The organism is Cohnella sp. WQ 127256, from assembly GCF_024519285.1.
GTDB lineage: Bacteria > Bacillota > Bacilli > Paenibacillales > Paenibacillaceae > Cohnella.
Map to the genome: position 1 here is coordinate 702,705 of NZ_JAMZCY010000004.1, position 24,007 is coordinate 726,711.

A 24,007-nucleotide genomic window follows, 5' to 3' on the forward strand; every position below is an offset into this window, starting at 1 on the left:
GAGCCGTGTTTTATGGGCGCAAGCATAAACAGCTACCGCCGTCCTTAGGGGATGGCGGTAGCTGTTTATATCCGAGACAATTCTGATAAGGAAAGTGGATTTTATACTGTCTAAATCGTCAAAAAAAAACCGAAACCTCTCCCATTTCGAGAAGGTTCCGGAATCTGCACGTATAAAGCGACCGCCTTCGACCATCCTAGTTACAGGAGGTGAATACGCAATGGCTAAGGATGTACTGTGTGAAGTAAACTCTTGTAAGCATTGGGCGCCTGGTAACGCATGCAACGCTTCTTCCATCTATGTCGTGAACAACCGTAACAAGCAAGCATCTCAATCCGGAGAAACCGACTGCAAGACATTCGAATCGAAAATCTAGGGTGTGCGACTAACACAACCTGGAGAGGCTACCTCATAAGTAACTTTATGGGGGGCCTCTTTCTTTTCCCTCAAATAGCTGAGACCAGTTTAGCAGTTAACCTACCTTGTTCTCTCTCCTAAGTCCCATTCGGAGTAACCTGCTCGCTAACCCTTGTCCCTTGTATTGTATCCAACATTGAGAATTATTATCAGTGCATTCTTTGAAATTTCGCCATCGCGGCAAAATGTTCTGGCAACTGGCTGCTCAATTTCCCATAGATGCTGAACAATTCACGATAAATTTCCACACTCTGTGCATTTGGCTCTATTCTCTTAACAATAGGTGTCCACTGCTTCACTTCGCGCCAATCTTGAATCGTCCCAAGCCCTTGCATCGCTAATACTGCTGCACCAAGCGCAGAAGCCTCTGTCACCCGAGGAACAAGTATTTCCTGCCCTAGCATATTTGCGAGCATCTGCAACCAGAGCGGTGACTTCGCAAATCCACCCGAAGCCCGCACCTCACGCGCTGGTCCAGCTAGATCCTTCAGCGTCTCTGCCACAGACAGGATGGCTAGCATTACGCCTTCCAGTCCCGCTCGAACAAAATGCTCTTGCCTATGATTCAGGCTAGCTCCGAAAAAAGTACCGCGTGCTTCCGAATTGTAGATCGGCGCCCGTTCACCCGTTAGAAAAGGCAGGAATAGCAAGCCTTCCGCTCCCGGGGAAACCCGCTCCGCTGCATCAAGTAACTCTTGTACTGTTTTTTGCCCCGCGAATAAAGATTCCCTCATCCACTGCAGCACAATTCCCCCGTTATTCGTCGCTCCCCCGATAATGTAAGTGGAATCTACAACGTTATAACAGAATGTTCGATGCTGCGCGTCCGTGAGCGGCTGCTCGGTCATCATCCTAACCGCTGCACTTGTTCCAATCGTGACCGCCATTTCCCCAGCATCGATTGCACCTACACCCAAATTCGCCAATGCCCCATCACTTGATCCCAAGAAAAATGGCGTATTCGGAAGCAGCCCCATCCGCTCTGCATAGTTAGCTGACATTCCTTGCAATCTATAGGTACCCGACTGTAGAGCCGAGAGTCTATCTTTTCCAATACCCGCAATCTCTAAAGCCTGCTCGTCCCAATCTAACGTATCCAGCGCCAAGAGTCCTGTAGCAGAAGCGATTGAATGGTCGACAACCCATTCTCCGAACAACTGATGAAGTAAATACTCCTTAATGGATACGAACTTTGCTGCGTTTCCCCATACCTCTGGGCGATGTTCCCTTAACCACAATAGCTTAGGTAATGGAGACATCGGATGAATGGGTGTCCCCGTTCTGCGATACACTTCTAGACCGCCAAGCTGATCTCGAATGCGTCGGGTCTCCATCTCACTTCTACCATCCGCCCATGTGATGCTTCTCGTTAATGGGCGACCTCCCTCATCAACAGCTATTAACGAATGCATAGCAGAGCTGATTCCCACACCAGCTATATCCTTATCGTGCAGCTCGCTGCGTTCCAAAGCGCCCCTGACACTCTCGACTACAGCCGCAACAATAACATCCGGATCCTGCTCAGCCCAGCCTGGTTGATCTTGCAGCAAAGGATATTCCACGGCGAAGCTGCCAAGCACGATCCCTCCCGTGTCGAACGCAACGCTCTTGGTACTCGTAGTTCCAATGTCGATACCGATTATGGCTTGTCTGTCTTGCATAATCTGTCACTCCTCGCCAACCTGACTTATACATAGATGTTATACCATAGCAGATCTGACTGCCGCTACACGTAAGTTGTCAGACGCTAGGAATGGGCTCCAATCTTTATGTATTATTCATTATTCTAAAAATAGTGCACTTTAAGTGCTAAAGTAAATACACTGGCGCTGAATGTAAGATGAAAACGTAATCAAGAAAACATCACGTTTTACAATGATTAGGGGGAACGAGAACAATGGTTAAAACGAAAAAGAAGATGACGAAGGTCATCGCGGGCGTAACAGTCCTCGCAACGAGTGTGGCTCTCTTGAGCGGATGCGGTAGCTCCGACAACAAGGAAAGTGGCAAGGACGGAAGCAAAAATGTAACGCTTACGATGGTCGTTTCCGGAAATAAAGCAGCAGACGGTCAGGATTTCGAGCTTGACGTTCTTCCAAAAATGATTAACGAGAAGTTCCCGAACATTAAACTGGAAGTACAGAAGCTTCCGGATGATCAGTACAACACATCGATCAAAACAAAGCTTGCCGCAGGCGAAGCGCCGGATTTCTTCCGCGTATGGCCGAGAATGGGCTCCGCAGCGAGCATTATCGATCTTTCGAAAGCAGGCTATCTTGCAGATCTTACGGACTTGCCTTTCATGAGCAACATCACTGACGGCGCTAGAACGGACATGTCGAATGATGGCAAGGTATATGGAATTGCTAAAGGCATCGACATGCTTGGAACGTATTACAACAAAGATCTGTTCGCGCAAGTCGGCGTTACCGAAATTCCGAAGGACTGGGAATCGTTCCTTGCGGCGAGTCAGAAGCTGAAGGACGCTGGCATTACACCAATCGTCATGGGCGATAAGGATCCTTGGTGGATTCAATTCGGCGCGTACCAATTAGCAGCGAACACAGTTTACTCGGCTGACAAGGATTTCGACCTCAAGCTTCAAACCGGAGAGACGAAGTTAACGGATCCTTCGTGGGTCAAGGCTATCTCGATGTACAAAGAACTTTACGAAAAGGGATATATCGCGAAAAATTCCCTCGGACTAGGCGGCCCTCAAGCCACACAAATGTTCATCGATGGTAAAGCAGCCATGATCTTTGATGGTACTTGGGATTACCCAACTTTGACAGCCAAGGGAGCAGCAGAATTTGAGCGTGGATTCTTCCCATTGCCAGGTAACGAGAAAGGCCAGCCAGTATGGCAAGCCGTCTCCACAGCAGCTGGCTGGGCAGTCAATGCGAAAACCGATCACCTAGAAGAGGTTAAACAAGTATTGAACTATTGGTTCGATAGCAATTCAGACTTGTTCAAAGAATGGGTGAAGTTGAATCCTTCGATCAGCGCGTTTAATGGCGTGCCGTTGAATAACGATCTTTACAAGGAATCCTACGAGCTGTATCAATCAAGTGGCAACTCTAGCTACTTCGCGAATCAAATGTGGCCAAACGGCGTAGCCGATAACCTTCAAGTGAAATTCGGTGAAATCATCGGTGGTCGTAATACGACTGCAGAAGATGTTGCGAAAGCTATGCAGTCCAAGTTCGATGAGCTCTGGAAAAAATAAGACACCATTACTAGATTCGAATCACGGGGACCTGACAAAGGTCCCCCCTTCCCATTCGATCCATTCGATATAGAAAGGAATTATCAGCATGAATTCAGCGGTTTTGAAAAAGACGATGTACTGGTTCGTTGTGCCTGCTCTGTTGATGTATCTGGTGTTTTGGATATATCCCATTCTGAAGCTGTTCCAATACAGCTTTTCCGATTACAACGGCTTCATTCAAGATTTTAATTATATTGGGTTCGACAACTTTTCTCAGATCTTCAAGGACGGCGTAGCCGCCACTGCCTTATCCAACACATTGATTTACACGTTAGTTTTCGTCGTTTTCAGCAATTTGATTGCTTTGGGTTTAGCATTTCTCCTAAATATGAAAATTCGAGCCACTGGCCTGTATCGTACAGCAGCTTATGTTCCAACTTTATTTAGCGCGATTGTTGTTGGTTTTATTTGGAGTTACGTTTATATGCCGGATAGCGGCTTAATCGCGACCATATTAAGCTGGTTTGGATATGACGGAGCGAACCTTAACTTGCTAGGTAATTACGATTCCGCATTGTACGCGATCACGTCCGTTGATATTTGGAAACACATTGGGACGAGCACCGTTATCTTCCTTGCAGGATTGCAGACAGTACCCGTGGATCTAGAGGAAGCAGGGAAAATCGATGGGGCCAACGCCTGGAAGATTACCCGTTTTATCCGTCTCCCTTTGTTGGCAACATCCATCACGATTAACTTAACGCTTAGCTTGATCAATGGTTTGAAGGCTTTCGATTATTCCTTCATCATGACCAATGGTGGACCGGGGCGGGCAACAAGCACGCTGCTGTTCGAGATTTTCAGAATGGCGTTCCGTGAACAGCAGTACGGCAAAGCTTCGGCATTGGCCGTCGTCTCCTTTGCTCTCATTATTGTCTTAACGTCATACTTTGTTCTGAAGATGAATAAAAGGGAGGTATCCGCATGAGAAGCATCACGAAAAAAACCCTCATACATGTTGGGATCTCCTTTGTGCTCCTATTGAATGTTCTGCCGCTTCTCATCGCGTTGTCTAGTTCATTCCGATCCGTTAAAAACATGACCAATCCGATGCAACTGTTCAGTGAATTTTCACTAGAAAGCTACAAAGTCGCTTTCACGAAGATGCACTTCATGCAAGCGCTTGGCAACAGCTTAATGTTAACGGTCATTTCCGTCATCGTCGTCGTGCTCTTCACATCGATGGCCGCCTATCCGATCGCTCGTCTCAATAATCGGTTAAGCAAAGTTTTGTATTTGTTCTTCCTTTGTGGGCTCGTGGTTCCAAGTCAAATGGTCATCATTCCAATTGTACAGACCATTCAGGGACTCCATATTCCAAGCTCACAATATACTCCGATCCTCATGTTCATTACCTGCAGTATTCCGTTTTCTTCTTTTCTATACACCGGGTTTATTAAGAGCAGTATCCCAATCGAGGTAGAAGAATCCGCTCTCATTGACGGAGCTGGGCTGTTCCGCAGATTTTGGCAAATCGTTTTCCCACTCCTACTGCCTGTAACCGTATCCGTCGTGATTACGCAAGGCGTGTGGATTTGGAACGATTACTTCTTTAATATGATCTTCATTTCCAAGGCTGCGGAATCCCCGTTGCCGCTCGCAATGCTTGGCTTCATGGGTGACCAGACGAATCCAACGGCGTGGAACGTCTTGTTCGCCGCTTGCTTCCTCTGTGCGCTTCCTTTGCTCGTCATGTTCGCATTCTTGCAGAAGTACTTTGTTGGCGGACTTACTGTCGGTTCCGTCAAAGGTTGATCTACGAATTAAAGTTGAATCTAAGAAGAGGCCCGAAGTTCAGGCCTCTTCTTTTTGTTTCCCGGCTGCAAGCCTGTATTCCTCCGGCGTGCAGCCGGTCAGCTTCTTGAATACGCGGAAAAAATATTTGCTATTTTCATACCCTAGCGTCTTAGCAATTTTGTAAACTTTATCGTCGGAGTTTTCGAGAAGAGCTTTGGCATTGTCGATTCGAATTTGATTCACATAGTCGATAAAGTTGACTCCTGTCTTGTCTTTGAACAAATAACTGCAATAGCTGGGATTAATGAAGAAGAGCGACGAAATTTTTTCGAGCGTTAGCACCTTATTGAAGTTGTTGTTGATGTAGGATTTAATATTATCCACGACTTGCTCGGACGAATAGACGTTCTGTTCATTCATCATTGCCGCGATGCTGGGCAGAACCTTCATTAAGTGATCCTTGATTCCATCGATATCGAAAATGCCAGAAAGGGCGGACTCGAAGCTCGTGGAAGGGGATGTGCTTCCGTCGATATGAAAGTAGCGATGCAATAAGCTACGAACCTCTTGCATAAGGAGTCTGCAAGTACTCTTAACCTCACCCAGAGTCAATTCGGGTATCCCATAGAAATAGTCGAACAGCTTGCCCGTCCATTCAGAAGCTTTGACCGCATTCCCGGATTCGACGAAAAACAATAGTTCATCCGTCCGTTCCCAGGTCTGAGTAGCGGTTAGTGCTTTAGTGCCGTTAAACACCGATAATGCCGAACTGCCCTCTCCAATCTGCCTTCCATTTAGTGCCTCGACTGTTTCCTCATACGCCTCAAATAGTTGGTTCAAGGAGGTCTTCATGCCGCTGACGCCGAATTTCGGATTCCCGGGGACAATCTCTGCGAACCGTTCCGCAGTGGTCGATGCATATTCAGCAATATCCTTGCGGTCCCCCGACAAGTAGAAGAGAGCAAAAGCCATATCATCGTTCTGCACATGCGGGATATATACATAATGATCCTTAGCCGACGGGGATGGCGGGGTATGCATTCCTCCTGAGTAAATCGTCATGAGTGCATACTGGTTAGCTTCCGCAACCGCTTGCAGTTTGCTTGACCTCAAGACGGGGACCTTCTCCTTGTGATGGAGACCCAAGATGAGATTACTTAGGGACTGTATATCCACATCGTAACTGATCTCCTGCTTTTCGTGCTCTTGATCCGCCATTTGTTGTAATGCTGATCTTTCGGCATCTAAGAGCGCGATTGCTTTAGTCAAGGTTTCACGGATTTCATCTCGGCTAAACGGCTTCAACAAGTACCCGACCACCTTGGCGGATATCGCTTCTTTCATATATTCATAATCGGAGTAACCGCTGACAACGATCACTTTCTTGTCCGGATAATCCTGCTGCAGCGTTTGCAGGAGCAATTTCCCATCCATCTCCGGCATTCTCATGTCCGTAATGATAATGTCTGGGTTAACGCTGCGGATCAGCTCCAAACCATCTTCTCCGTTATCTGCCTCGCCTGCGAATAACAATTGATCCCCGAAATCGGCCGAACGTATCTTCTTGAGCATTCCCCGTCGGATCAGCACTTCATCGTCTACAACGATATATTTATACATTCATAACACCTCCTTTAAGTCATGATTGGAACGTTAATGATGACCTTCGTTCCTTTATCTTGCTCGCTCTCCAAGGTTAAGCCGTATTGAGAGCCATAGTACAGCGATATTCTGGAATGCACGTTCTTGAGTCCGATGCTGCGCTTGTCCCGATGTCCTAACTCACTAAATGCGGGAGGCTCGCTCAACAACGATTGCAGCTCTTGCAGCTGATCGGCAGACATGCCGACACCGTCGTCTACGATTTCGAAAAGGATTTGTTCCTCATGTTCGATCACCTTCACCGTGACGGTTCCTTTTTTCTTCGTGCTCTCAAGCCCATGGTACAACGCGTTCTCAATTACCGGCTGGATAATGAGCTTTAACACCTTCAATTGCGACAAGCCCTCTTGAATGTCGAATCGGAAATCGATTTTCTCCTCGTAGCGGATCTTCTGGATGGTCAAGTAGTTATTGACGTGCGCGAGCTCGTCTTCTACCGTGACCATTTCGCTGTCCGTCTTGATGCTGTAGCGGAACATGTCTCCGAGTGCTTTGGTCATGATCGCGATGCTTTCGACCTCTTCGATCTCGGCGATGCTATTGATCGATTCCAACGTATTGTATAAGAAATGGGAATTAATTTGCGCTTCCAAGGCTTTCATCTGAGAATCGAGTGTAATCAGCCTGTTCTGGTAGCTCTCTTTAATATACCGATTGATATCGTGAATCATATTGTTGTACTCCGTATACAATACTCCGATTTCGTCCGTCCGCTCCAAATGTTTTTTTGTCGTCACGAGATTAAGAAACTTATTTTTACGCATCGTTTTGCTAAGATCAATGATCGGTTTCGTGATCATGCTCGACAAAATGACAGAAAGGAGAATAAAAATGACCGCACAAGTTACCGCAATGTAGATTAACAACCGCTCTGATACACCGTACTGCTTGTATAATTCGGACAGTTTGATCGAAGCAACGATCTTCCAATCGTTATCGGGAAATGGCTTTACTACGGTCATCGTTCCATTGCTCGTCTCCTCATACGTATCACCTAGATGATTAGCAAACAAGCTGTTCAACGGATCGGGCAAGGGTTGTCCAATTCGATTCTTGTTGTTATCGTACAAAATGGTTCCGTTCCCGTTGACGAGGAACATGTTCGTAATATCTGGCACGATACCCTTATCGATCCCCTTGAAGATGTCCAAGCCGGAATCAAGCATCAGCACGCCGAGAAGCTGACGGGTATCCGGATCGTATAAGGCACGCGAGAAGGTTATCGATCGTTTGGCGTTGATAATGAAATCTTTGCTGTCTGCATCACTAATATACAAGCCACCGCTCTTCTCCAGCGTTTTGAGGTACCAATCATCCTGAAGAGGCTCATAGTCGATAACCAGATCGGTACTGATTCCATAACTGATCGATTTGCCATCTGGCAAGAAGATGTAAATACCGTTCAAATAGGGATTACCCAGAACCAGGTTATTGAAAAAGAAAAGCATGTTGTTTCGGGCGAGAAAATAGTCGTATTGGTCAGCATTCGGATTGTTGATTAACTTATTTAATTCTTGCGAGACTGTGAATGCACCGGGCCTAGTCGAGAATTGCTGGAACGTCAACGTGATCCGATCAATGTTCTGAAATATATTATCAATACGTTCGACGGTGTTGTCTATGGTCCCGGTCGACACGAGGGACACCTGCTTGGCGACAAGGCTCGTGTAGGCATTATAAGAAATGAGCGTCACAATGAAAATAGGAACTATGGAAATAGCTAGAAAGATGAAAAAAAGCTTGTTTCTAATGTTGCGATAGATCATTCGAAATCCTCCGCTTAGCCATATAACTAAAAATAGTATACCATTATTCTCCTTGTTATACTTTCTGATAAATCATGTGAAAAAAAGAGCGCTATAGGCGCTCTTCTCAACATCGTCATCAACACTGGTTATTCTTGAATTACTGTTTCGAACCGGAGATGATCACCGGAACCGTAGGAAATCAGATCGTAATCGTCCGCGGAAGGCTTTCCGTATTTCGGAGCCTTCCTCCACATATTCGGCCAAGCAGTTCGGCGACTGCGATCCGGATCGTGGTGAGGACCTAGGACGTTCTTCAAGCCACCACATACGCGAAGTGTAACCTCGTTCGTTCCAGCTTGAATCCGACTTGTCAGATCGGCTCTCCCGCCATCGTCAAGTCCGATCAATCCGACCCGCTCGCCATTAACGAATATCGAGCAAGCCGTAGCCTCCCGATTCTTCGGAAGCAAGGCGTGGACGGAAATGGAGTTGTCCGGCACCTCTACGCGATACTTATATAGGAATGCTCCGGAGTAGAAGGGATAACCCTGCTTTGTCCAAGCACCGATCGATATGGAGGTAGGATTGTCCAGCACCCAGTCTCCATTCGACACACTTACTGAGAAATTACCCCTGAGATATACGGGTTCAACCTCTAGAATGACGTCAAATCGGTCTGCCGTTAAGGTCAGTGTGTTGGCGCCTTGCAGCAGGAAGGGCCTAATGTCCGCTTGGCCATTGTGATGGTCTAGCCAAGCTGCCCCTGATTTCCAAGGAACAGGCTGACCGTTCACGCTCAGCGCATACGATTGCGATCTCTCCGCAACAAGGTACAGGGGAGCATCATTCGGTAGTTCTCCCGCTGTTACAAACCGGTAAGTGAGCGTGAAACCGCTGTGGGCTCCGAAATGATTACGGTCAAGAATCCGGCGTTTGAATTGAATAGAGTTGTCCCACGGGTTCTGGTTAAAGCCACGTCGACGGAATAACAGGTGTCCAGCTTCGATCGTATTCATATCCGTGTAGGTTTTCCCGTCGACTACAAGATCGCAATAATCGATTACCATGACGTTCGCCTCCTCCGGCACGACGCACTGCATTACCGCATGCAGGTTTTCTGGCTTCGATGTGGGAATCGTTGTGGCAACTTCCGTCGTTACGATCGGCTCGTCTTGGCTTACGACTAGAAGAATAGACTCATTGCGCTGAAGCTTAAAATCAAACCCGGCACCGAATTCCGTTCGGGTGCACGCAACCGGTTCAGTTTCCCCGTTCCAGAGGGTCCAGTTCTCAATTGATTTGCCCTGGAATTCGACGAACGAGTTGAACTCTTCCATGCTGTGATTGACGAAGAAGTAAGCCGTGCGATTTCCTTCCAACTCCCTGCGCATATGGGCCATTCCAAGTGGCCAAGGTACGCTGCTCGCTAGTCGGGGGCTTACAACCTTGCCGAGTTCGGCTACAAGGGCTTCTTTACTGCCGATAATCCGGTAGTTGGGATGCGCCGATAAGGTGGCGAACGCTTCTGGCATGATTTCACCGTCCACGTAAGGTCCCGCTTCACCTTGCGCCAATACGATTCCTCCAGCGCTCATAAATAGATGGAGAAGATCAAGGGTAGAAGACTTCATATTTGTCGTATCACCGGAAATAACGACCGTGTCATAACACTGCTTGCCGATCAATAAGCGGTTATCAGACACGCTTCCGTGACGATCCATAATATACTCGTCCCCTAGATCGAAATCCCATTGGGCTGCCGTCATCGCTTGCAGCATAGCCAGATAGGATCGCATATCGGGGTTCATAGGTGGCTTATTCCACATAATGTCGGAATCTTCTTCTTCCTTGGGAATCAGATACCCACTCGTGGTCGGGTGCAGGACGAGTATGCGTTGGTTCATCGTACCCTGAGAAAGAAGGTACGAGACGCGGCCGTTATAATCATTCATCTCGGTGTAGTCGTTCCACCACGGTTGTCGCCAATCGAAGGATTGAGGATGATCGCGTTTACGCGCGCCGGCCGTCGTCATGAGTGTATAGTGCTGGTTTAGAAAATTGATCCCGTGAACGAACAGCCAGTCTCCCATGCGCTTGTAATCGTCCAAGGTGGAATCCCATCCACCCGCTCCATAGGCTTCGCAAAGTACCCGCTCCTTACCAAGCTGGTTCGCAACGCTCTTTACTTCAAGCAACGTAACGAGCAAGTCATCCGTGGGCTTGTCGCGGAGCGGACTGCCCAGCAATAGATCGATAGCCGGCCACTGGAAATACTCGTAAGCGGACATAATGGAGGGAGAGACCATCATACCCCCGGCGAGCGGCCAGAAGTTCTCAAGAAAGTGTCCCGTCCAAGCCACTCCATGCTCTTCGCACCATTTGGCGATCGGCTGGATGGAATTCTCCACCCACAATTCGCGTACGGTGCTGTAATAGTCGTAACGGACTTTGACGGCTTCTTTCTCGTACCAGGAGCATTCCACGTTTTTAAACAATGCCGGCAAATGATTCAACAGATCATAACCACGACGCTTATGGAATTCGGCAGCGAACCAATAGCTGAAAGGAAGCTCCGTTTTTTTAATGTTATATATCCCGCTTCCCGTAACGGCTGGTTCGTCTGTGAATATGGCTGGAATTTGTTTGCCAAAGTCTGCCCCGAATCGCTCGTAATAAACCTCGTATGTGCACTTCAGGAATGCTTGCGTGACCTCGGGTCGCATCATATCCACGTAGGCAAAGCCACCAAGCCACGACATCGTCTGAGGGGGAACGATCTCGATAGTCATAATCCATTCGCCTTGCTCCTGCCATTGCTCCTGCGGAACATCGGTAATATCGCGGTCGATGCTCAATAAGGTTTGGCCATCCTCTGTTGCAGTTACCGCATAGGCCTTCAAGAAATTGCTATTGACGACCCATTTCGGGGCATCACCAGCGTTTTCCTGAATCTTCGAGATCGGTTCGATCCTGTAGGTGGCCGACGTAGCGAGACAATCCGGCAGTTCAGCGGGGACATGCCCTCCTGCAAATCCGGATGGATAGGAGTTCTCGTCATAAATGTATAGCTTCATGTCCAGTTTCTTCGCCGTGGACAGTGCATATTCCCACTTGGCAAACCAGTCTTCCGACAAATACTCGGTAACGAGACCTGGTCTGGGATGCACGAAGGCACCGCCGAAGCCGTGGTTTTTAAGTTCGTTTAACTGCTCTGTGATAACCTGCTCTGATATTTCGTCGTTCCACACCCATAATGGAGCAGATCTGTATTCGGAAGAAGGAGCTCGGAACCTATCTGCCATGAGGTTTGTCATTCCAATCACATCCCGTTCTATTAATCTAGTATTCTTGCTTTAATAATAAGCTGTCATATGGGTATGATATATTGATTTTGTCTTGCAAACATCCGATGATCTTGCTATAAAATCCAGTAATCTTGCTGTGGGGTGTGCATGAAATGAAAATTGTCGAGGATTTGGATAGGCATCGTTCATCTAGCATGGGGACCTCTCCGACTCCGTTCGTTAAGTCGTCTTTGCTGTACATTCAGTTTATTGGACATTACTATACCCGCCCCGGATATTCCATTGAGCGGGATAATCTGGACTCTTTTTTACTCTTGGTCACGATAAGGGGCAAGGGATATTTGCATTACCGGGGAGCGCAACATGAGCTTAAGAAGGGTGATGCATTCCTCATCGACTGCAAGGAGTACCATCTCTACTATACGGACTCTGATGAACTATGGGAGTTTGCCTGGATTCATTTTAACGGCAATCCTGCTCAGGATTATGTTGATTATTTTCTGAAGCTGAAAGGTCCCCTTGCGGCGGAAACGGTTAGCGACGATTTCGTCTTAGATATTCACCGGATTTACGAGCTTCAGCAGCAACGGGACGAAAGTTCGGATTTGCTCAGCTCCTCATTGCTTGTCCGGCTGATAACGGACATTCTCCAATTGGCATTACAGGATCATCGTAATGAGAAACGGGTACCTCTCTATATTTCTAACATGAAACAATCCTTGGGTGCCCGGTTGAATATCAGCGTCAGCCTGGACGATCTGTCCAAGGAATTCGCGGTTAGCAAGTATCACCTAACACGAGAATTCAAAAAGTACACGGGCTACAGCCCTTACGGATATTTGTTGAACTTGCGTATGATCAAGGCCAAAGAGCTACTTAAAACAACGGACCTCACGATCGAAGAAATTACTCGCCAGGTCGGCTTTACGAATGCAACCCACTTCATCCAAACGTTCAAAAATCGGGAAAAGGCAACACCCTTGAAATTCCGTAAAAACTGGCAGGGTAAACCCTAAATCGTCTAAAAATAGTGCACCCGATTCGCTAAAGTTAATGTACCTTCTTCAAGGTTATGATAGCTTGGAACAGTCATCTATGATCCATTACTATCGATAACCTTTTAGATGGAGGAACTTTATAATGAAGCCCAAGGTGCTCGTGCTAAAGCAGTTACCGGAAGAAGCGAAGCAGCTCATCCGAGAGCACTGCCAAATGATCGAACCACAAGAAAACCTTATAAGCCGCGAACGGTTGACTGCATTGATTTCAGACGTCGACGGTATTCTTACGAACGATGTTCGGATCGATTCTGAGCTATTGGATGAAGCCAAGCAGCTGAAGATCGTTAGCAATCAGTCCGTTGGCTACAATAATTTCGATACCGCAGCAATGAGCGCGCGCGGCGTTATCGGTACGCATACGCCTTTTGTTCTTGATAACACCGTGGCCGACCTCGTATTTGCCTTAATTCTCGCCGCGGCAAGGCGTGTTCCCGAACTAGACTCCCTTGTTAAGCAAGGAAAATGGGGAGAGCCCGGAAACGGGGGCGAAGCTCACTTTGGCTTAGACGTACACCACGCCACGATTGGGATTGTCGGGATGGGCAGAATCGGCGAAGCCGTTGCCCGAAGAGCAGCGCTAGGATTTGACATGAAGGTATTGTACAGCAACCGCACGCGTAAGCCGGATGCAGAGGAAGCTTACGGGGCGCAATACCGTTCGCTGGATCAGTTATTAGAGCAATCCGATTTCATCGTTCTTATGGCGCCAATAACAAGTGAAACCACTCGCATGATTCGCAGCGAGCATTTTGAACGGATGAAGCCGACGGCCGTGTTCGTTAACGCGTCTCGGGGACAGTTGGTGGATGAGCTGGCACTGATCGAAGCGTTGAAGAGTAAGCAAATTTATGCGGCGGCCTTGGATGTCTATGATATAGAACCAATTGAAGCAGGGAACCCGCTGCTCTCGCTTCCTAACGTGGTTACGTTACCGCATATCGGTTCAGCCACGTCGAAAACTCGGTACGATATGGCAATGACGGCCGCGAATAACCTGGTGGGTGGACTACTGAAGGACAGACCCATTTACGTTGTACCTGAATTGCAATCATAAGGAATAAGGTGATCAGAATGAATATACCCACAACGATGAAAGCGGCCGTCATGACGGAGCCGCGTCGAATTGTCACGCAAGAACGTTCTATTCCGGAATTAAACGAGCATGAAGTGCTTGTGAAGGTGATGGCGGTCGGAGTTTGTGGTTCCGACGTACACTACTATGAGCATGGGAAAATCGGCAACGCCATCGTTGAGTATCCGATGATTCTCGGTCACGAATGCGCTGGAGAGGTCGTATCCGTAGGTAAATCCGTATCCCGCGTACAACCCGGCGACCGGGTGGCGATTGAGCCTCAAACGACATGTGGCCGTTGTCCTGCGTGTAAATCCGGTAAATATAATCTGTGTCCGGATGTCGTCTTTTTCGCTACGCCGCCCATTGACGGTGCTTTTGCCCAATATGTAAAAGCCCGCGAAGATTTCCTATTCCCAATCCCCGATCATTTGTCCTATGAAGAAGCGTCGCTTGTAGAGCCATTCTCCGTTGGGATTCACGCAGCGAATCGAACAGGACTGAAGCCAGGCGACACTGTCGCGATCATGGGTATGGGTCCTGTCGGACTGTTGGCCGTTGTCGCAGCGAAAGCCTATGGCGCCAGCCGGATTTACGTAACTGATCTGGAGCCTGTCCGTTTGGAAGCTGCCTTAAAATTGGGTGCCACTCATGCCATCAACGTTCGGGAACAAGATGCTGTGGAAACGATCAAGGAATTGAACGGCGGAACGGGCGTTGACGTCGCATGGGAAACAGCAGGTAATCCGAAGGCGCTGCAATCCGCTCTACTGTCACTACGACGCGGAGGTAAGCTTGCGATCGTAGGCCTTCCTGTTCAAGCGGAGATTCCATTGAATGTGCACTTCATGACCGATCACGAAGTGGATATTTACGGCGTTTTCAGATATGCCGACACCTATCCAGCGGGAATCAAAATATTAGCTTCGGGCATCGCGGACGTCAAATCGTTAATTACGGATAGTTATCCGTTAGAACAGACCCAAGAAGCGATGGATCGGGCAATGAATAATAAGAGCGGAAGCTTGAAAGTCATGGTTTATCCGAACGCATAAGACTCAGAGGGGGGGAAGAACAGACATGACAGATTTCAACATACATTCGTTGACTTGTGAATATCGCGAGAACTTATTCGGAACCGACGTGAAAATTCCCCGATTCGGCTGGAAGCTGTCTTCGAATAAGAGAGGAACGTGCCAGAAAGCCTACCGAATTCAAGTTGCCGAATCGACAGCGAACTTTGATTCACCCATGTGGGACTCCGGTAGAATCGAATCTGACCAGTCAGTTCTTGTGGAATACGGTGGGTCGGAGGTCCGTTCGCGGGCCCGGTATTATTTCCGAGTGATGGTTTGGGACAATTACGGCCTAGAGTCGGATTGGAGTAGTGCCTCTTGGTGGGAGACAGGGATCTTGTCGACCGAGGAATGGAAGGCGGAGTGGATCACTCCAGATGCGTTGGACGCGGACGCGAAGGAAGTCTTCATGCTGCGCAAGCAGTTTCATGCGAAGTCGGAAATCCGTAACGCGAGAATCTATTCCACAGCGGCAGGCGTATATGAGCTCTATCTGAACGGAGCACGTGTAGGCGAAGATTTGCTTGCGCCAGGCTGGACTAGCTATGTTCAACGTCATCAATATCAAACCTACGACGTAACGGCCGCATTGCAAAGTGGCGCGAATGGGATCGGAATCCTGCTCGGTGATGGTTGGTATAAAGGCGAGCTAACCTGGCTGAGCAAACGAAATATATACGGAGACAGACGAGCTGCATTGTTGCAGCTTTGCATCCAATATGAGGACGGCACCGAAGAATGGGTAACTACCGATCCTTCTTGGAAAGCATCTACGGGTGCCATCCGGTTGTCCGAGCTATACGCTGGCGAAATCTATGATGCCCGTTTGCATCAGACAGGATGGAGCAAAGCTGGTTATACGGACAGCGATTGGCATGGGACGGTTTCAGTTCCGCTTGCATTCGACCAACTGGTGGCGCAAGAGAACTTCCCGACCCGCGTTACCGAAACCTTATTGCCGCAACAAATTTTACGAACACCAAGCGGGGAAAAGGTTCTGGACATGGGTCAAAACCTTGTCGGTCGGGTAAGGATGACGCTGGATTTGCCAGCGGGTGCGCACATTCGGATTCAACATGCGGAGGTGCTCGATAAGGAAGGGAACTTCTATACCGCGAATTTGCGCAAAGCCAAGCAAATCGTCGAGTACATCGCAGATGGAGCAGGCAAAGTAGCCTATGCACCGCATTTTACTTTTCAGGGATTCCGCTATGTGCTCATAGAAGGGCTACAGGAAATGACGGATGAACAACTCTTGAACGGAATCCTTGCGGAAGTCATCCACTCCGATATGGAGCCGACAGGAAGCTTCGAATGCTCGAATCCAATGATAAACCGCCTACAGAGCAATATCGTATGGGGACAACGAGGTAACTTCTTGGACGTGCCGACGGACTGCCCTCAGCGCGACGAGCGGCTCGGCTGGACCGGTGACGCACAAGTATTCATTCGAACAGCGGCATTTAATTACCATGTCGGTCCGTTCTTCACCAAATGGTTGCGAGATCTGAAGGCCGATCAGCGCCCAAGCGGTAGCGTGCCTTACGTAATCCCGAATGCTCTTGAGGATTACACCTCGACGATGTGGGGCGATGAAACCTATACCTCTTCAGCTTGGGGGGACGCCGCTACCGTATGCCCTTGGACGGTGTATCAGGTTTATGGAGACCGCCGTCTTCTGAGCGAGCAATATGGAAGCATGAAGGCTTGGGTAGAATTTATCCGAGCGCAGGGCGAGGAAGAACATCTATGGACCACGGGCTTCCATTTCGGCGATTGGCTTGCTCTGGATGCCCATGAGGGTAGTTATTTCGGAGCCACTCCGGTAGAATTGGTCGCTTCGGCTTACTATGCGTTATCGACGCGTATTTTACGGGATAGCGCTTCGGTGCTAGGCGTCGAGGAAGATTATCGGATATATGACGAATTACTGACTGGAATTTTGCGCAAATTCCGCGAATCGTTCCTCACCTCCGAAGGCAAGATGGCCGCTACAACTCAAACTGCCAATATTCTGCCCCTCGTATTCGGTCTAGTGGACGGCATCGAACGTAAGCAAATTGCTTATGACTTAAATGAATTGGTGCTACGCAACGGCTGCCATCTGGATACCGGATTCGTAGGAACACCGTATCTATGCCTCGCATTATCCGAGAATGGGTACCACGATACGGCAGTTAAACTTCTGCTCCAAGAGCAATATCCATCTTGGCTCTATTCCATCACGAAGGGTGCCACCACGATCTGGGAACATTGGGACGGAATCAAGCCGGACGGTTCGTTCTGGAGTGACGACATGAACTCCTACAACCATTACGCTTATGGAGCTATCGGCGATTGGATGTACCGGTACGTGGCGGGTCTGGATATGGACGAGAGCGTACCCGCTTATCAGCGCGTCCGGATATGTCCGGGAATCTCGACAGCGGATCTGACCTATGCGAAAGCGAGCTTTGAATCCTCCTACGGTCGCATGGCGTCCGATTGGCGTGTCGAAGGCAATAGCGTTCACGTAACTTCCACGATCCCTGCTAACGTAAGCGCGGAGGTCTTCTTGGATGGAGCCCGTATGGACTCCGTTACAGAGAGCGGTAAAGCGTTGCAAGATTCCGAGGGAATACTAACCTATGTTGAAACAGAAGACGGAGTCCGCATCTCGGTTGGATCCGGAACTTACCACTTTAGCTTTAAGAGATCCTAGAATTAACATATTGATGGTAATATAGGCTAATGTCGGAGGTTATGAATATTAGTCCCAAGCAAGCCGCTGAACTAGCGGTTTGTTTGATGTAATAAGAGGAGAACGAAACCTATTTTCTACACTCTGAATGACCTAGGAGGTTTATAAGATGGCAGAACAAGCAAAAATTCAATCCACTAAGGTCACGATTATTCGTAATGACGCCTTTGTCCAAACCGCAGACAATCTTAAACCTACATTGTTTAACAATGCCATTACCCCCACGCAATTGATTAATGTTCAATCAGATAGCACTGCAATGCACAATTGGCGCACGGTACATGAAGCAGATATAGCAGCACTCGACAACCGGGCATTCGGCAAAGGGGAATCCGTCATCATCGATTTCGGTGACCATCAGGTTGGATACGTCTCGTTCGATATTAAGCCTGTTGGCAGTCCTCCAGATGCGCCACTGAAGTTGAAATTAACGTTCGGTGAAATGCCCGTTGAAATGGCAGAGCCCTTCTCAAGCTACAACGGGTGGATTAGCAGCTCTTGGCTTCAAGAAGAAACGCTCATTGTGGATGTGTTACCAAGGCATGTTGAATTACCAAGACGGTATAGCTTCCGCTATCTTAAAATCGAGGTTATAGATACTTCTCCCAAGTATCGTGTAAGCTTCTTGAATATGACTTGTAATACGGTGACTTCAGCTGACATAGATAATGCTATTCAATTAAATCATAGTGATCCTTTGCTTCAGGAAATTGATCGTGTCAGTATTAAGACATTGGCAGACTGCATGCAGGATGTATTTGAGGATGGGCCCAAACGTGACCGCAGACTGTGGCTAGGCGATCTTAGACTCCAAGCATTGGCCAACTATCCAACATTCCAGAGTAATGATCTTGTCAAAAGATGCTTATACCTGTTCGCTAGTGTACCCGATGAGCGTGGGGCGATCGCAGCAAATCTTTTCATTGAACCTCATTTGATCGCGGACGATACCTACTTATTCGATTACTCTTTATTTTTTACCGTGACTCTTTATGATTATTACTTGGCTACCCACGATGAAGCGACTTTGAAAGAGCTATGGCCAACGGCAATGCGGCAAGTAGAGTTAGCCCTGGAGCGGTTGGATCATAGAGGAATTGTGAAGGATGAAGACACCTGGTGGTCTTTCATCGACTGGCATGAGCAGCTAAACAAGCAGGCCCCTTCTCAAGCTGTGCTCATTTATACTCTTAGACGCGCAATCCATCTATCTAAAGCGGTGGGATGTAAGCAAAGTGTGGATTTCGAACAACGGCTTATCGATATTGAAAAAGCGACTGTAGAGTGTCTCTGGGATGCAGACCAAGGCTTTTTCGTTAGTGGAGACCAACGACAAGTGTCTTGGGCAACTCAGATTTGGATGGCACTAGCTGAAGTGTTGCCTGAAGACAATAATAAGGCTTTGATGCTTCGTCTACTTTCTGTTAAACCAGAAGTCGGACCGACCACTCCTTACATGTATCATCATTTAGTTGAAGCCTTACTCGTCGTAGGGTGTAGAGATGAAGCCATTGAACATCTAAAGACCTACTGGGGCGGGATGTTAAGCGATGGCGCCGATACCTTCTGGGAGCTGTATGATCCACAGAATAAAGACTTTTCTCCCTATGGTAGTCATCTCATCAACAGTTACTGCCACGCATGGAGCTGTACTCCAACGTACTTAATTCGTCATTATGACTTGTAAGCATAACGAATAGACGCTTAAGAAATACGCCAAGCTTCAACCCTTATGAGTGGTCGAGGCTCGGCGTATTTTGTCGAACTATTTCCGATGCATCTTAAATTCTAGAAATAACTCATTATAGTGGGATAACATTCTTTTACCGAGATTCTGATACACTTCCAGCTTATCCGTCATCTCAGGATCCGGGTAGAAGCGCTCATCCTGCGAGATTTCTTCCGGTAGGAGCTTAAGTGCTTCGGCATTCGGCGTGGAATAGCCCACATACTCCGCGTTACGTGCAGCAATCTCAGGATCCAGCATGAAATTAATAAATTTGTGCGCACCTTCAAGATTTCGCGCAGTCTTAGGGATGACCATGTTATCAAACCACAGATTCGAGCCTTCCTCTGGGATGACGTAGTCCAGCTTGTCGTTCTCGCCCATGATCTCGGAAGCATCACCCGACCAGACAATACCAACAGCTGCCTCTTCTCCCGCAAGTAGCAACTTGATCTCGTCTCCTACGATTGCTTTAATATTCGGAGTCAGGTTACTCAGCTTACGCTTCGCTTCCTGAAGATGATCTTCGTTCGTATCGTTAAGAGAATAATTCAGACTATTCAGCCCGAATCCCATCACCTCGCGTGCACCATCTACGAGCATGATTTGATTACGAAGATCATCGCTCCACAGGTCATTCCAGCTAGAGAAGGTTTTGCCGCCAAGTAGCTCCGAATTGTAGATGATCCCTACCGTTCCCCAGAAATAAGGAATCGAATATTTATTATCCGGATCGAAGCTCAGATTCATAAACCGCGGATCGATGTTGCCGAGATTCGGAATGAGCGAATGATCGATTGGTAGCAGCAAATCTTCATCCTTCATCTTACTGATGGCGTACTCCGAAGGAATACTCACATCAAACGTAGTTCCGCCTTGTTCGATCTTCGTCATCATCGCCTCGTTGGAATCGAACGTCTGATAGATGACCTTAAGTCCTGTTTCCTCTTCGAACTCCGCTAGAACATCCGGATCGATGTAATCTCCCCAGTTATAGATCGTAAGTGTGTCTCCACCCGAATAGCCATTAGACGAGTTGAGGTAAGAAGTGAAGTACATCAACCCAATCGCGATGATAAATACTCCTGCGAACAACCGAACGAGCTGCTTCATGATTGCTGGGCCCCCCATTTCGGCTTGCTTTTACCACGCTGGCTCAAGAAGTAATAGCCTACGACAAGAATGATCGTGAACAAGAAGATCAATGTCGAGAGAGCATTAATGGAGGGAGAGATTCCTTGGCGTGCTCGCGAGTAGATTTCGACGGATAAGGTTGAATAGCCGTTACCCGTTACGAAGAACGTAACCGCGAAGTCATCAAGTGAATACGTGAGTGCCATGAAGAATCCCGCGAAAATACCTGGACGAATAAACGGAATAATGACCTTCGTCAACACTCCCCATCCACTCGCTCCTAGATCCTTCGCCGCATCAATCAACGTAGGACTCATCTCCTGCAGCTTAGGCAGCACCATCAGTACGACAATCGGAACACTGAATGCAATGTGCGACAGAAGCACCGAAGTAAACCCGAGCTTAATGCCGATCATTGTAAAAAAGATCAAGAACGACGCACCAATGATCACATCTGGACTTACAATAAGCACATTATTCATTGTAAGTAGCGTATTCCGGGGTCTACTCCTTCGTACTCGCTGTATCGCGATTGCGCCAATGACGCCGAGAATCGTCGATATCGCTGATGATAGCAATGCGATGACAACCGTATTCAGCACGATAATAAGCAGACGCGTATCATGGAACACTTCCTCGTACCATTCTAAAGTGAACCCTTCAAAGCCGTGCATCGTACCCGAGCTATTGAATGAATAGTACATTAAGTACAGGATAGGTGCGTATAGAATCGCGAACACGATGACTAGATAGAGCTGTGCGGACTTGCTGTTTTTTCTCATCGGATCGAATTCCTCGCTCCCCTGTTGCCGGTCATCATCATAATGATGGCCATGACAATAATTAAGAGGACGGCGATTGCTGAACCCATTCCCCAGTCCTGTGTAACAAGGAAATGCTGCTCAATTGCCGTACCTAAAGTAATTACACGATTGCCCGCAATCAGTCGCGTAATCATAAACAAGGACAATGCCGGAATGAAGACGGCCTGACAGCCTGCCTTAACCCCGCCCAAGGTCAATGGAAACACGACGCGCCGAAACGTTTTCAACGGGGATGCTCCCAGATCCCTCGCTGCATAGATGAGCGATGGATTTAATTCCTCTAGTGCATTGTAGATCGGTAGAATCATGAACGGGATGAAAATATAGACGGACACGAACACGAAGCTAAAGTCCGTAAACAAAATTTGCTGTGTACCAATTCCAACCCACTCTAACATAGAGTTTACGAATCCGTATGTACCGAATAAGCCGATAAAAGCATACGTTTTAAGCAATAGGTTAATCCAGCTCGGTACGATAATGAGGAGAAGCCATAGCTGCTTATGCTTCGTACGCGTTAACCAGTAAGCTGTTGGATAGGCAACTAACAGTGAGAAGGCAGTAATTAAGAATGCATACCAGAAAGAGTTAAACGTCATTTTCAGATATACAGGGGTCAGGAACTTCTCGAAGTTCTCTAACGTTAAATTCCCTTCCACGTCGAAGAAGGATTTGTATACGATCAGAACAATCGGCGTCGCGACGAAGAGCAGCATCCATGCCACATAAGGAATGAGGTAGAGGTTGCGCGTCTTAGTCATTACGAACACCTGTCACTGTCTGCTTGGAATGATCGTTAGACTCCTGGTCATCGCCGCCATAAGCCTCCAGACGTCTATCGAACTCCTCCTCCGTCTCGCCGAAGCGCATAACGTGGATCGCTTCGGGTTCGAACCGCAGACCGACGCTTTCTCCGACTACTGCTTTCTTCGTAGAGTGGACAAGCCATTCATTGCCGGCTTCGTCGTAGCCGCTAATTTCATAATGAACCCCACGGAATAGCTGACTATCGACTTTAATAAGCATGTCCCCTTGATCCGGCGACGTTATCTCTAAATCCTCGGGACGTATCATGATCTCCACTGGCTCGTTCGGCGAGAAGCCTCGGTCAACGCACTCGAACGATTTGCCTGCGAATTCAGCAAGGAAATCGTTGATCATGCGGCCTGGCACGATATTCGATTCTCCAATAAAATCTGCAACAAAGCGGTTAATCGGCTCATCGTAGATATCAATCGGAGTTCCGCTTTGCTGGATTTCTCCATTATTCAGTACGAAGATCTCATCGGACATGGCAAGTGCCTCTTCTTGGTCATGTGTGACGAAAATAAAAGTAATCCCAAGTCTACGCTGAAGCTCACGTAACTCGTATTGCATCTCGGTGCGAAGCTTCAGATCTAGCGCGGACAACGGCTCGTCCAGCAGCAGAATTTCCGGCTCATTCACGATAGCCCGCGCAATCGCTACCCGTTGCCGCTGGCCCCCGGACATCTCAGAAATCTCCCGTTGCTCATAGCCATTCAAGTTAACGAAGCGTAGCGCCTCTTTAACCTTCTCAGTAATGTCCGCGTTCTTCATCTTCTTAATTCGCAAGCCGAATGCAACGTTCTCAAAAACATTGAGATGCGGAAACAACGCATAATCCTGGAACACCGTGTTCACCTGGCGTTTGTCTGCCGGAACTTCATTAATAACCTTGCCATGGAAATAGATGTTACCCATCGACGGCTCAATGAACCCTGCAATCAAGCGCAATATTGTTGTCTTACCACACCCTGACGGACCGAGCAACGTATAGAACTTCCCTCGTTCGATCTCAAAGCTGACCTTATCAAGGACTGTATCTCCGTCATAGGTCTTCGTCACATTTTCGAACCGAATTATCGTCGTATCATTCATCGTAGCTCGGTTTCCTCTTCTCTGGGTAGACATACCCTTTATTCTTATAATCTTCATTATACAAAAATTCGACAGTCCCACAATGATTATAGCTGACGGTATCCCTTTCGCTCAGGAATAACCCATGCTGCTTACCGGAAAACTCATTCTGGCGACGTTGCAAAACTCCTCATAAATGCCTGCTGTGCGGGTGAAAAAGCGTCCGGGACGCTCTCTAGTTTGCTGCCATCTAACTCCACGAGCGAAAACTCGCCCGAAGCTCCCTACAGTTCGGTGACACCTAACTGCGCCACGTAAAACTCGCACAACACTCCATAAAAAAAGGGAGATCCCCCTAG

General features: G+C 47.9%; 17 protein-coding genes. 9 read left to right on the plus strand and 8 right to left on the minus strand.

All coding sequences use genetic code 11. From position 1 onward, the window contains the following. The first annotated feature begins 220 nt into the window (after positions 1-220). Positions 221-376 carry a DUF1540 domain-containing protein gene (locus M1K58_RS14585; RefSeq protein WP_256759581.1) on the plus strand — a complete coding sequence of 52 codons (156 nt, stop codon included), beginning with the start codon at positions 221-223 and terminating at the stop codon, positions 374-376. Positions 377-566: 190 nt separating this feature from the next. Here the strand turns inward: M1K58_RS14585 and M1K58_RS14590 are convergent, their stop codons facing one another. Beyond that, complete coding sequence (locus M1K58_RS14590; protein WP_256759582.1) at positions 567-2,078, minus strand: gluconokinase; 1,512 nt, start codon at positions 2,076-2,078, stop codon at positions 567-569. A gap of 236 nt (positions 2,079-2,314) precedes the next feature. On the opposite strand from M1K58_RS14590, the gene M1K58_RS14595 reads away from it, so the two are divergent. The 3 genes from M1K58_RS14595 (at position 2,315) to M1K58_RS14605 (ending at position 5,440) form a co-directional block, all read left to right on the plus strand. Continuing rightward, the gene (locus tag M1K58_RS14595; protein ID WP_256759583.1) at positions 2,315-3,643 is read left to right on the plus strand and encodes an ABC transporter substrate-binding protein; all 1,329 of its coding nucleotides are present in this window, start codon (positions 2,315-2,317) and stop codon (positions 3,641-3,643) included. 88 nt (positions 3,644-3,731) lie between these two features. Then, positions 3,732-4,613, plus strand: a complete 882-nt coding sequence (locus M1K58_RS14600; protein ID WP_256759584.1) for a carbohydrate ABC transporter permease — start codon at positions 3,732-3,734, stop codon at positions 4,611-4,613. Beyond that, a complete protein-coding gene (locus M1K58_RS14605) occupies positions 4,610-5,440 on the plus strand; it encodes a carbohydrate ABC transporter permease (RefSeq protein WP_256759585.1) in 831 nt (276 codons plus the stop codon). Before M1K58_RS14600 ends, M1K58_RS14605 begins: the two co-directional genes overlap by 4 nt. A gap of 39 nt (positions 5,441-5,479) precedes the next feature. Here M1K58_RS14605 and M1K58_RS14610 read toward each other — a convergent pair whose 3' ends face one another. The 3 genes from M1K58_RS14610 to M1K58_RS14620 form a co-directional block, all read right to left on the minus strand. Continuing rightward, complete coding sequence (locus M1K58_RS14610) at positions 5,480-7,042, minus strand: response regulator (protein ID WP_256759586.1); 1,563 nt, start codon at positions 7,040-7,042, stop codon at positions 5,480-5,482. A 14-nt stretch (positions 7,043-7,056) separates the two neighbouring features. Beyond that, positions 7,057-8,850, minus strand: coding sequence for a cache domain-containing sensor histidine kinase (locus M1K58_RS14615; protein ID WP_256759587.1), 1,794 nt, complete (start codon positions 8,848-8,850; stop codon positions 7,057-7,059). Positions 8,851-8,978: 128 nt separating this feature from the next. Beyond that, positions 8,979-12,146, minus strand: a complete 3,168-nt coding sequence (locus tag M1K58_RS14620) for a glycosyl hydrolase (protein ID WP_256759588.1) — start codon at positions 12,144-12,146, stop codon at positions 8,979-8,981. A 143-nt stretch (positions 12,147-12,289) separates the two neighbouring features. On the opposite strand from M1K58_RS14620, the gene M1K58_RS14625 reads away from it, so the two are divergent. From M1K58_RS14625 to M1K58_RS14645, 5 genes are all read left to right on the plus strand, one after another. Further along, positions 12,290-13,153, plus strand: coding sequence for a helix-turn-helix domain-containing protein (locus M1K58_RS14625; RefSeq protein ID WP_256759589.1), 864 nt, complete (start codon positions 12,290-12,292; stop codon positions 13,151-13,153). Positions 13,154-13,277: 124 nt separating this feature from the next. Further along, on the plus strand, positions 13,278-14,252 hold the full coding sequence (locus M1K58_RS14630) for a 2-hydroxyacid dehydrogenase (protein ID WP_256759590.1): 975 nt from the start codon (positions 13,278-13,280) through the stop codon (positions 14,250-14,252). Between the two features lie 17 nt (positions 14,253-14,269). Next, on the plus strand, positions 14,270-15,325 hold the full coding sequence (locus M1K58_RS14635; RefSeq protein WP_306220406.1) for an NAD(P)-dependent alcohol dehydrogenase: 1,056 nt from the start codon (positions 14,270-14,272) through the stop codon (positions 15,323-15,325). Between the two features lie 25 nt (positions 15,326-15,350). Then, positions 15,351-18,047, plus strand: a complete 2,697-nt coding sequence (locus M1K58_RS14640; RefSeq protein WP_256759591.1) for an alpha-L-rhamnosidase — start codon at positions 15,351-15,353, stop codon at positions 18,045-18,047. 148 nt (positions 18,048-18,195) lie between these two features. Next, entirely contained in the window at positions 18,196-19,773 is a 1,578-nt protein-coding gene (locus M1K58_RS14645) for an alpha-L-rhamnosidase-related protein (protein ID WP_256759592.1), read from the plus strand. A 78-nt stretch (positions 19,774-19,851) separates the two neighbouring features. On the opposite strand, the gene M1K58_RS14650 is transcribed toward M1K58_RS14645, so the two are convergent. The 4 genes from M1K58_RS14650 to M1K58_RS14665 are packed head-to-tail and all read right to left on the minus strand — an operon-like array spanning position 19,852 to position 23,669. Further along, on the minus strand, positions 19,852-20,925 hold the full coding sequence (locus M1K58_RS14650) for an ABC transporter substrate-binding protein (RefSeq protein WP_256759593.1): 1,074 nt from the start codon (positions 20,923-20,925) through the stop codon (positions 19,852-19,854). Further along, positions 20,922-21,728, minus strand: coding sequence for an ABC transporter permease (locus tag M1K58_RS14655; protein WP_256759594.1), 807 nt, complete (start codon positions 21,726-21,728; stop codon positions 20,922-20,924). Before M1K58_RS14655 ends, M1K58_RS14650 begins: the two co-directional genes overlap by 4 nt. Further along, entirely contained in the window at positions 21,725-22,531 is an 807-nt protein-coding gene (locus tag M1K58_RS14660) for an ABC transporter permease (protein ID WP_256759595.1), read from the minus strand. The genes M1K58_RS14655 and M1K58_RS14660 overlap by 4 nt, the downstream gene beginning before the upstream one ends. Beyond that, complete coding sequence (locus M1K58_RS14665) at positions 22,524-23,669, minus strand: ABC transporter ATP-binding protein (protein WP_256759596.1); 1,146 nt, start codon at positions 23,667-23,669, stop codon at positions 22,524-22,526. The genes M1K58_RS14660 and M1K58_RS14665 overlap by 8 nt, the downstream gene beginning before the upstream one ends. Positions 23,670-24,007: the final 338 nt, after the last annotated feature.

What these genes read in the sequence shown, in the direction of transcription:
- M1K58_RS14585 (WP_256759581.1), top strand. Translation starts at nt 221, where the DNA reads ATGGCTAAGGATGTACTGTGTGAAGTAAACTCTTGTAAGCATTGGGCG.
- M1K58_RS14590 (WP_256759582.1), bottom strand. Translation starts at nt 2,078, where the DNA reads ATGCAAGACAGACAAGCCATAATCGGTATCGACATTGGAACTACGAGT.
- M1K58_RS14595 (WP_256759583.1), top strand. Translation starts at nt 2,315, where the DNA reads ATGGTTAAAACGAAAAAGAAGATGACGAAGGTCATCGCGGGCGTAACA.
- M1K58_RS14600 (WP_256759584.1), top strand. Translation starts at nt 3,732, where the DNA reads ATGAATTCAGCGGTTTTGAAAAAGACGATGTACTGGTTCGTTGTGCCT.
- M1K58_RS14605 (WP_256759585.1), top strand. Translation starts at nt 4,610, where the DNA reads ATGAGAAGCATCACGAAAAAAACCCTCATACATGTTGGGATCTCCTTT.
- M1K58_RS14610 (WP_256759586.1), bottom strand. Translation starts at nt 7,042, where the DNA reads ATGTATAAATATATCGTTGTAGACGATGAAGTGCTGATCCGACGGGGA.
- M1K58_RS14615 (WP_256759587.1), bottom strand. Translation starts at nt 8,850, where the DNA reads ATGATCTATCGCAACATTAGAAACAAGCTTTTTTTCATCTTTCTAGCT.
- M1K58_RS14620 (WP_256759588.1), bottom strand. Translation starts at nt 12,146, where the DNA reads ATGACAAACCTCATGGCAGATAGGTTCCGAGCTCCTTCTTCCGAATAC.
- M1K58_RS14625 (WP_256759589.1), top strand. Translation starts at nt 12,290, where the DNA reads ATGAAAATTGTCGAGGATTTGGATAGGCATCGTTCATCTAGCATGGGG.
- M1K58_RS14630 (WP_256759590.1), top strand. Translation starts at nt 13,278, where the DNA reads ATGAAGCCCAAGGTGCTCGTGCTAAAGCAGTTACCGGAAGAAGCGAAG.
- M1K58_RS14635 (WP_306220406.1), top strand. Translation starts at nt 14,270, where the DNA reads ATGAATATACCCACAACGATGAAAGCGGCCGTCATGACGGAGCCGCGT.
- M1K58_RS14640 (WP_256759591.1), top strand. Translation starts at nt 15,351, where the DNA reads ATGACAGATTTCAACATACATTCGTTGACTTGTGAATATCGCGAGAAC.
- M1K58_RS14645 (WP_256759592.1), top strand. Translation starts at nt 18,196, where the DNA reads ATGGCAGAACAAGCAAAAATTCAATCCACTAAGGTCACGATTATTCGT.
- M1K58_RS14650 (WP_256759593.1), bottom strand. Translation starts at nt 20,925, where the DNA reads ATGAAGCAGCTCGTTCGGTTGTTCGCAGGAGTATTTATCATCGCGATT.
- M1K58_RS14655 (WP_256759594.1), bottom strand. Translation starts at nt 21,728, where the DNA reads ATGAGAAAAAACAGCAAGTCCGCACAGCTCTATCTAGTCATCGTGTTC.
- M1K58_RS14660 (WP_256759595.1), bottom strand. Translation starts at nt 22,531, where the DNA reads ATGACTAAGACGCGCAACCTCTACCTCATTCCTTATGTGGCATGGATG.
- M1K58_RS14665 (WP_256759596.1), bottom strand. Translation starts at nt 23,669, where the DNA reads ATGAATGATACGACGATAATTCGGTTCGAAAATGTGACGAAGACCTAT.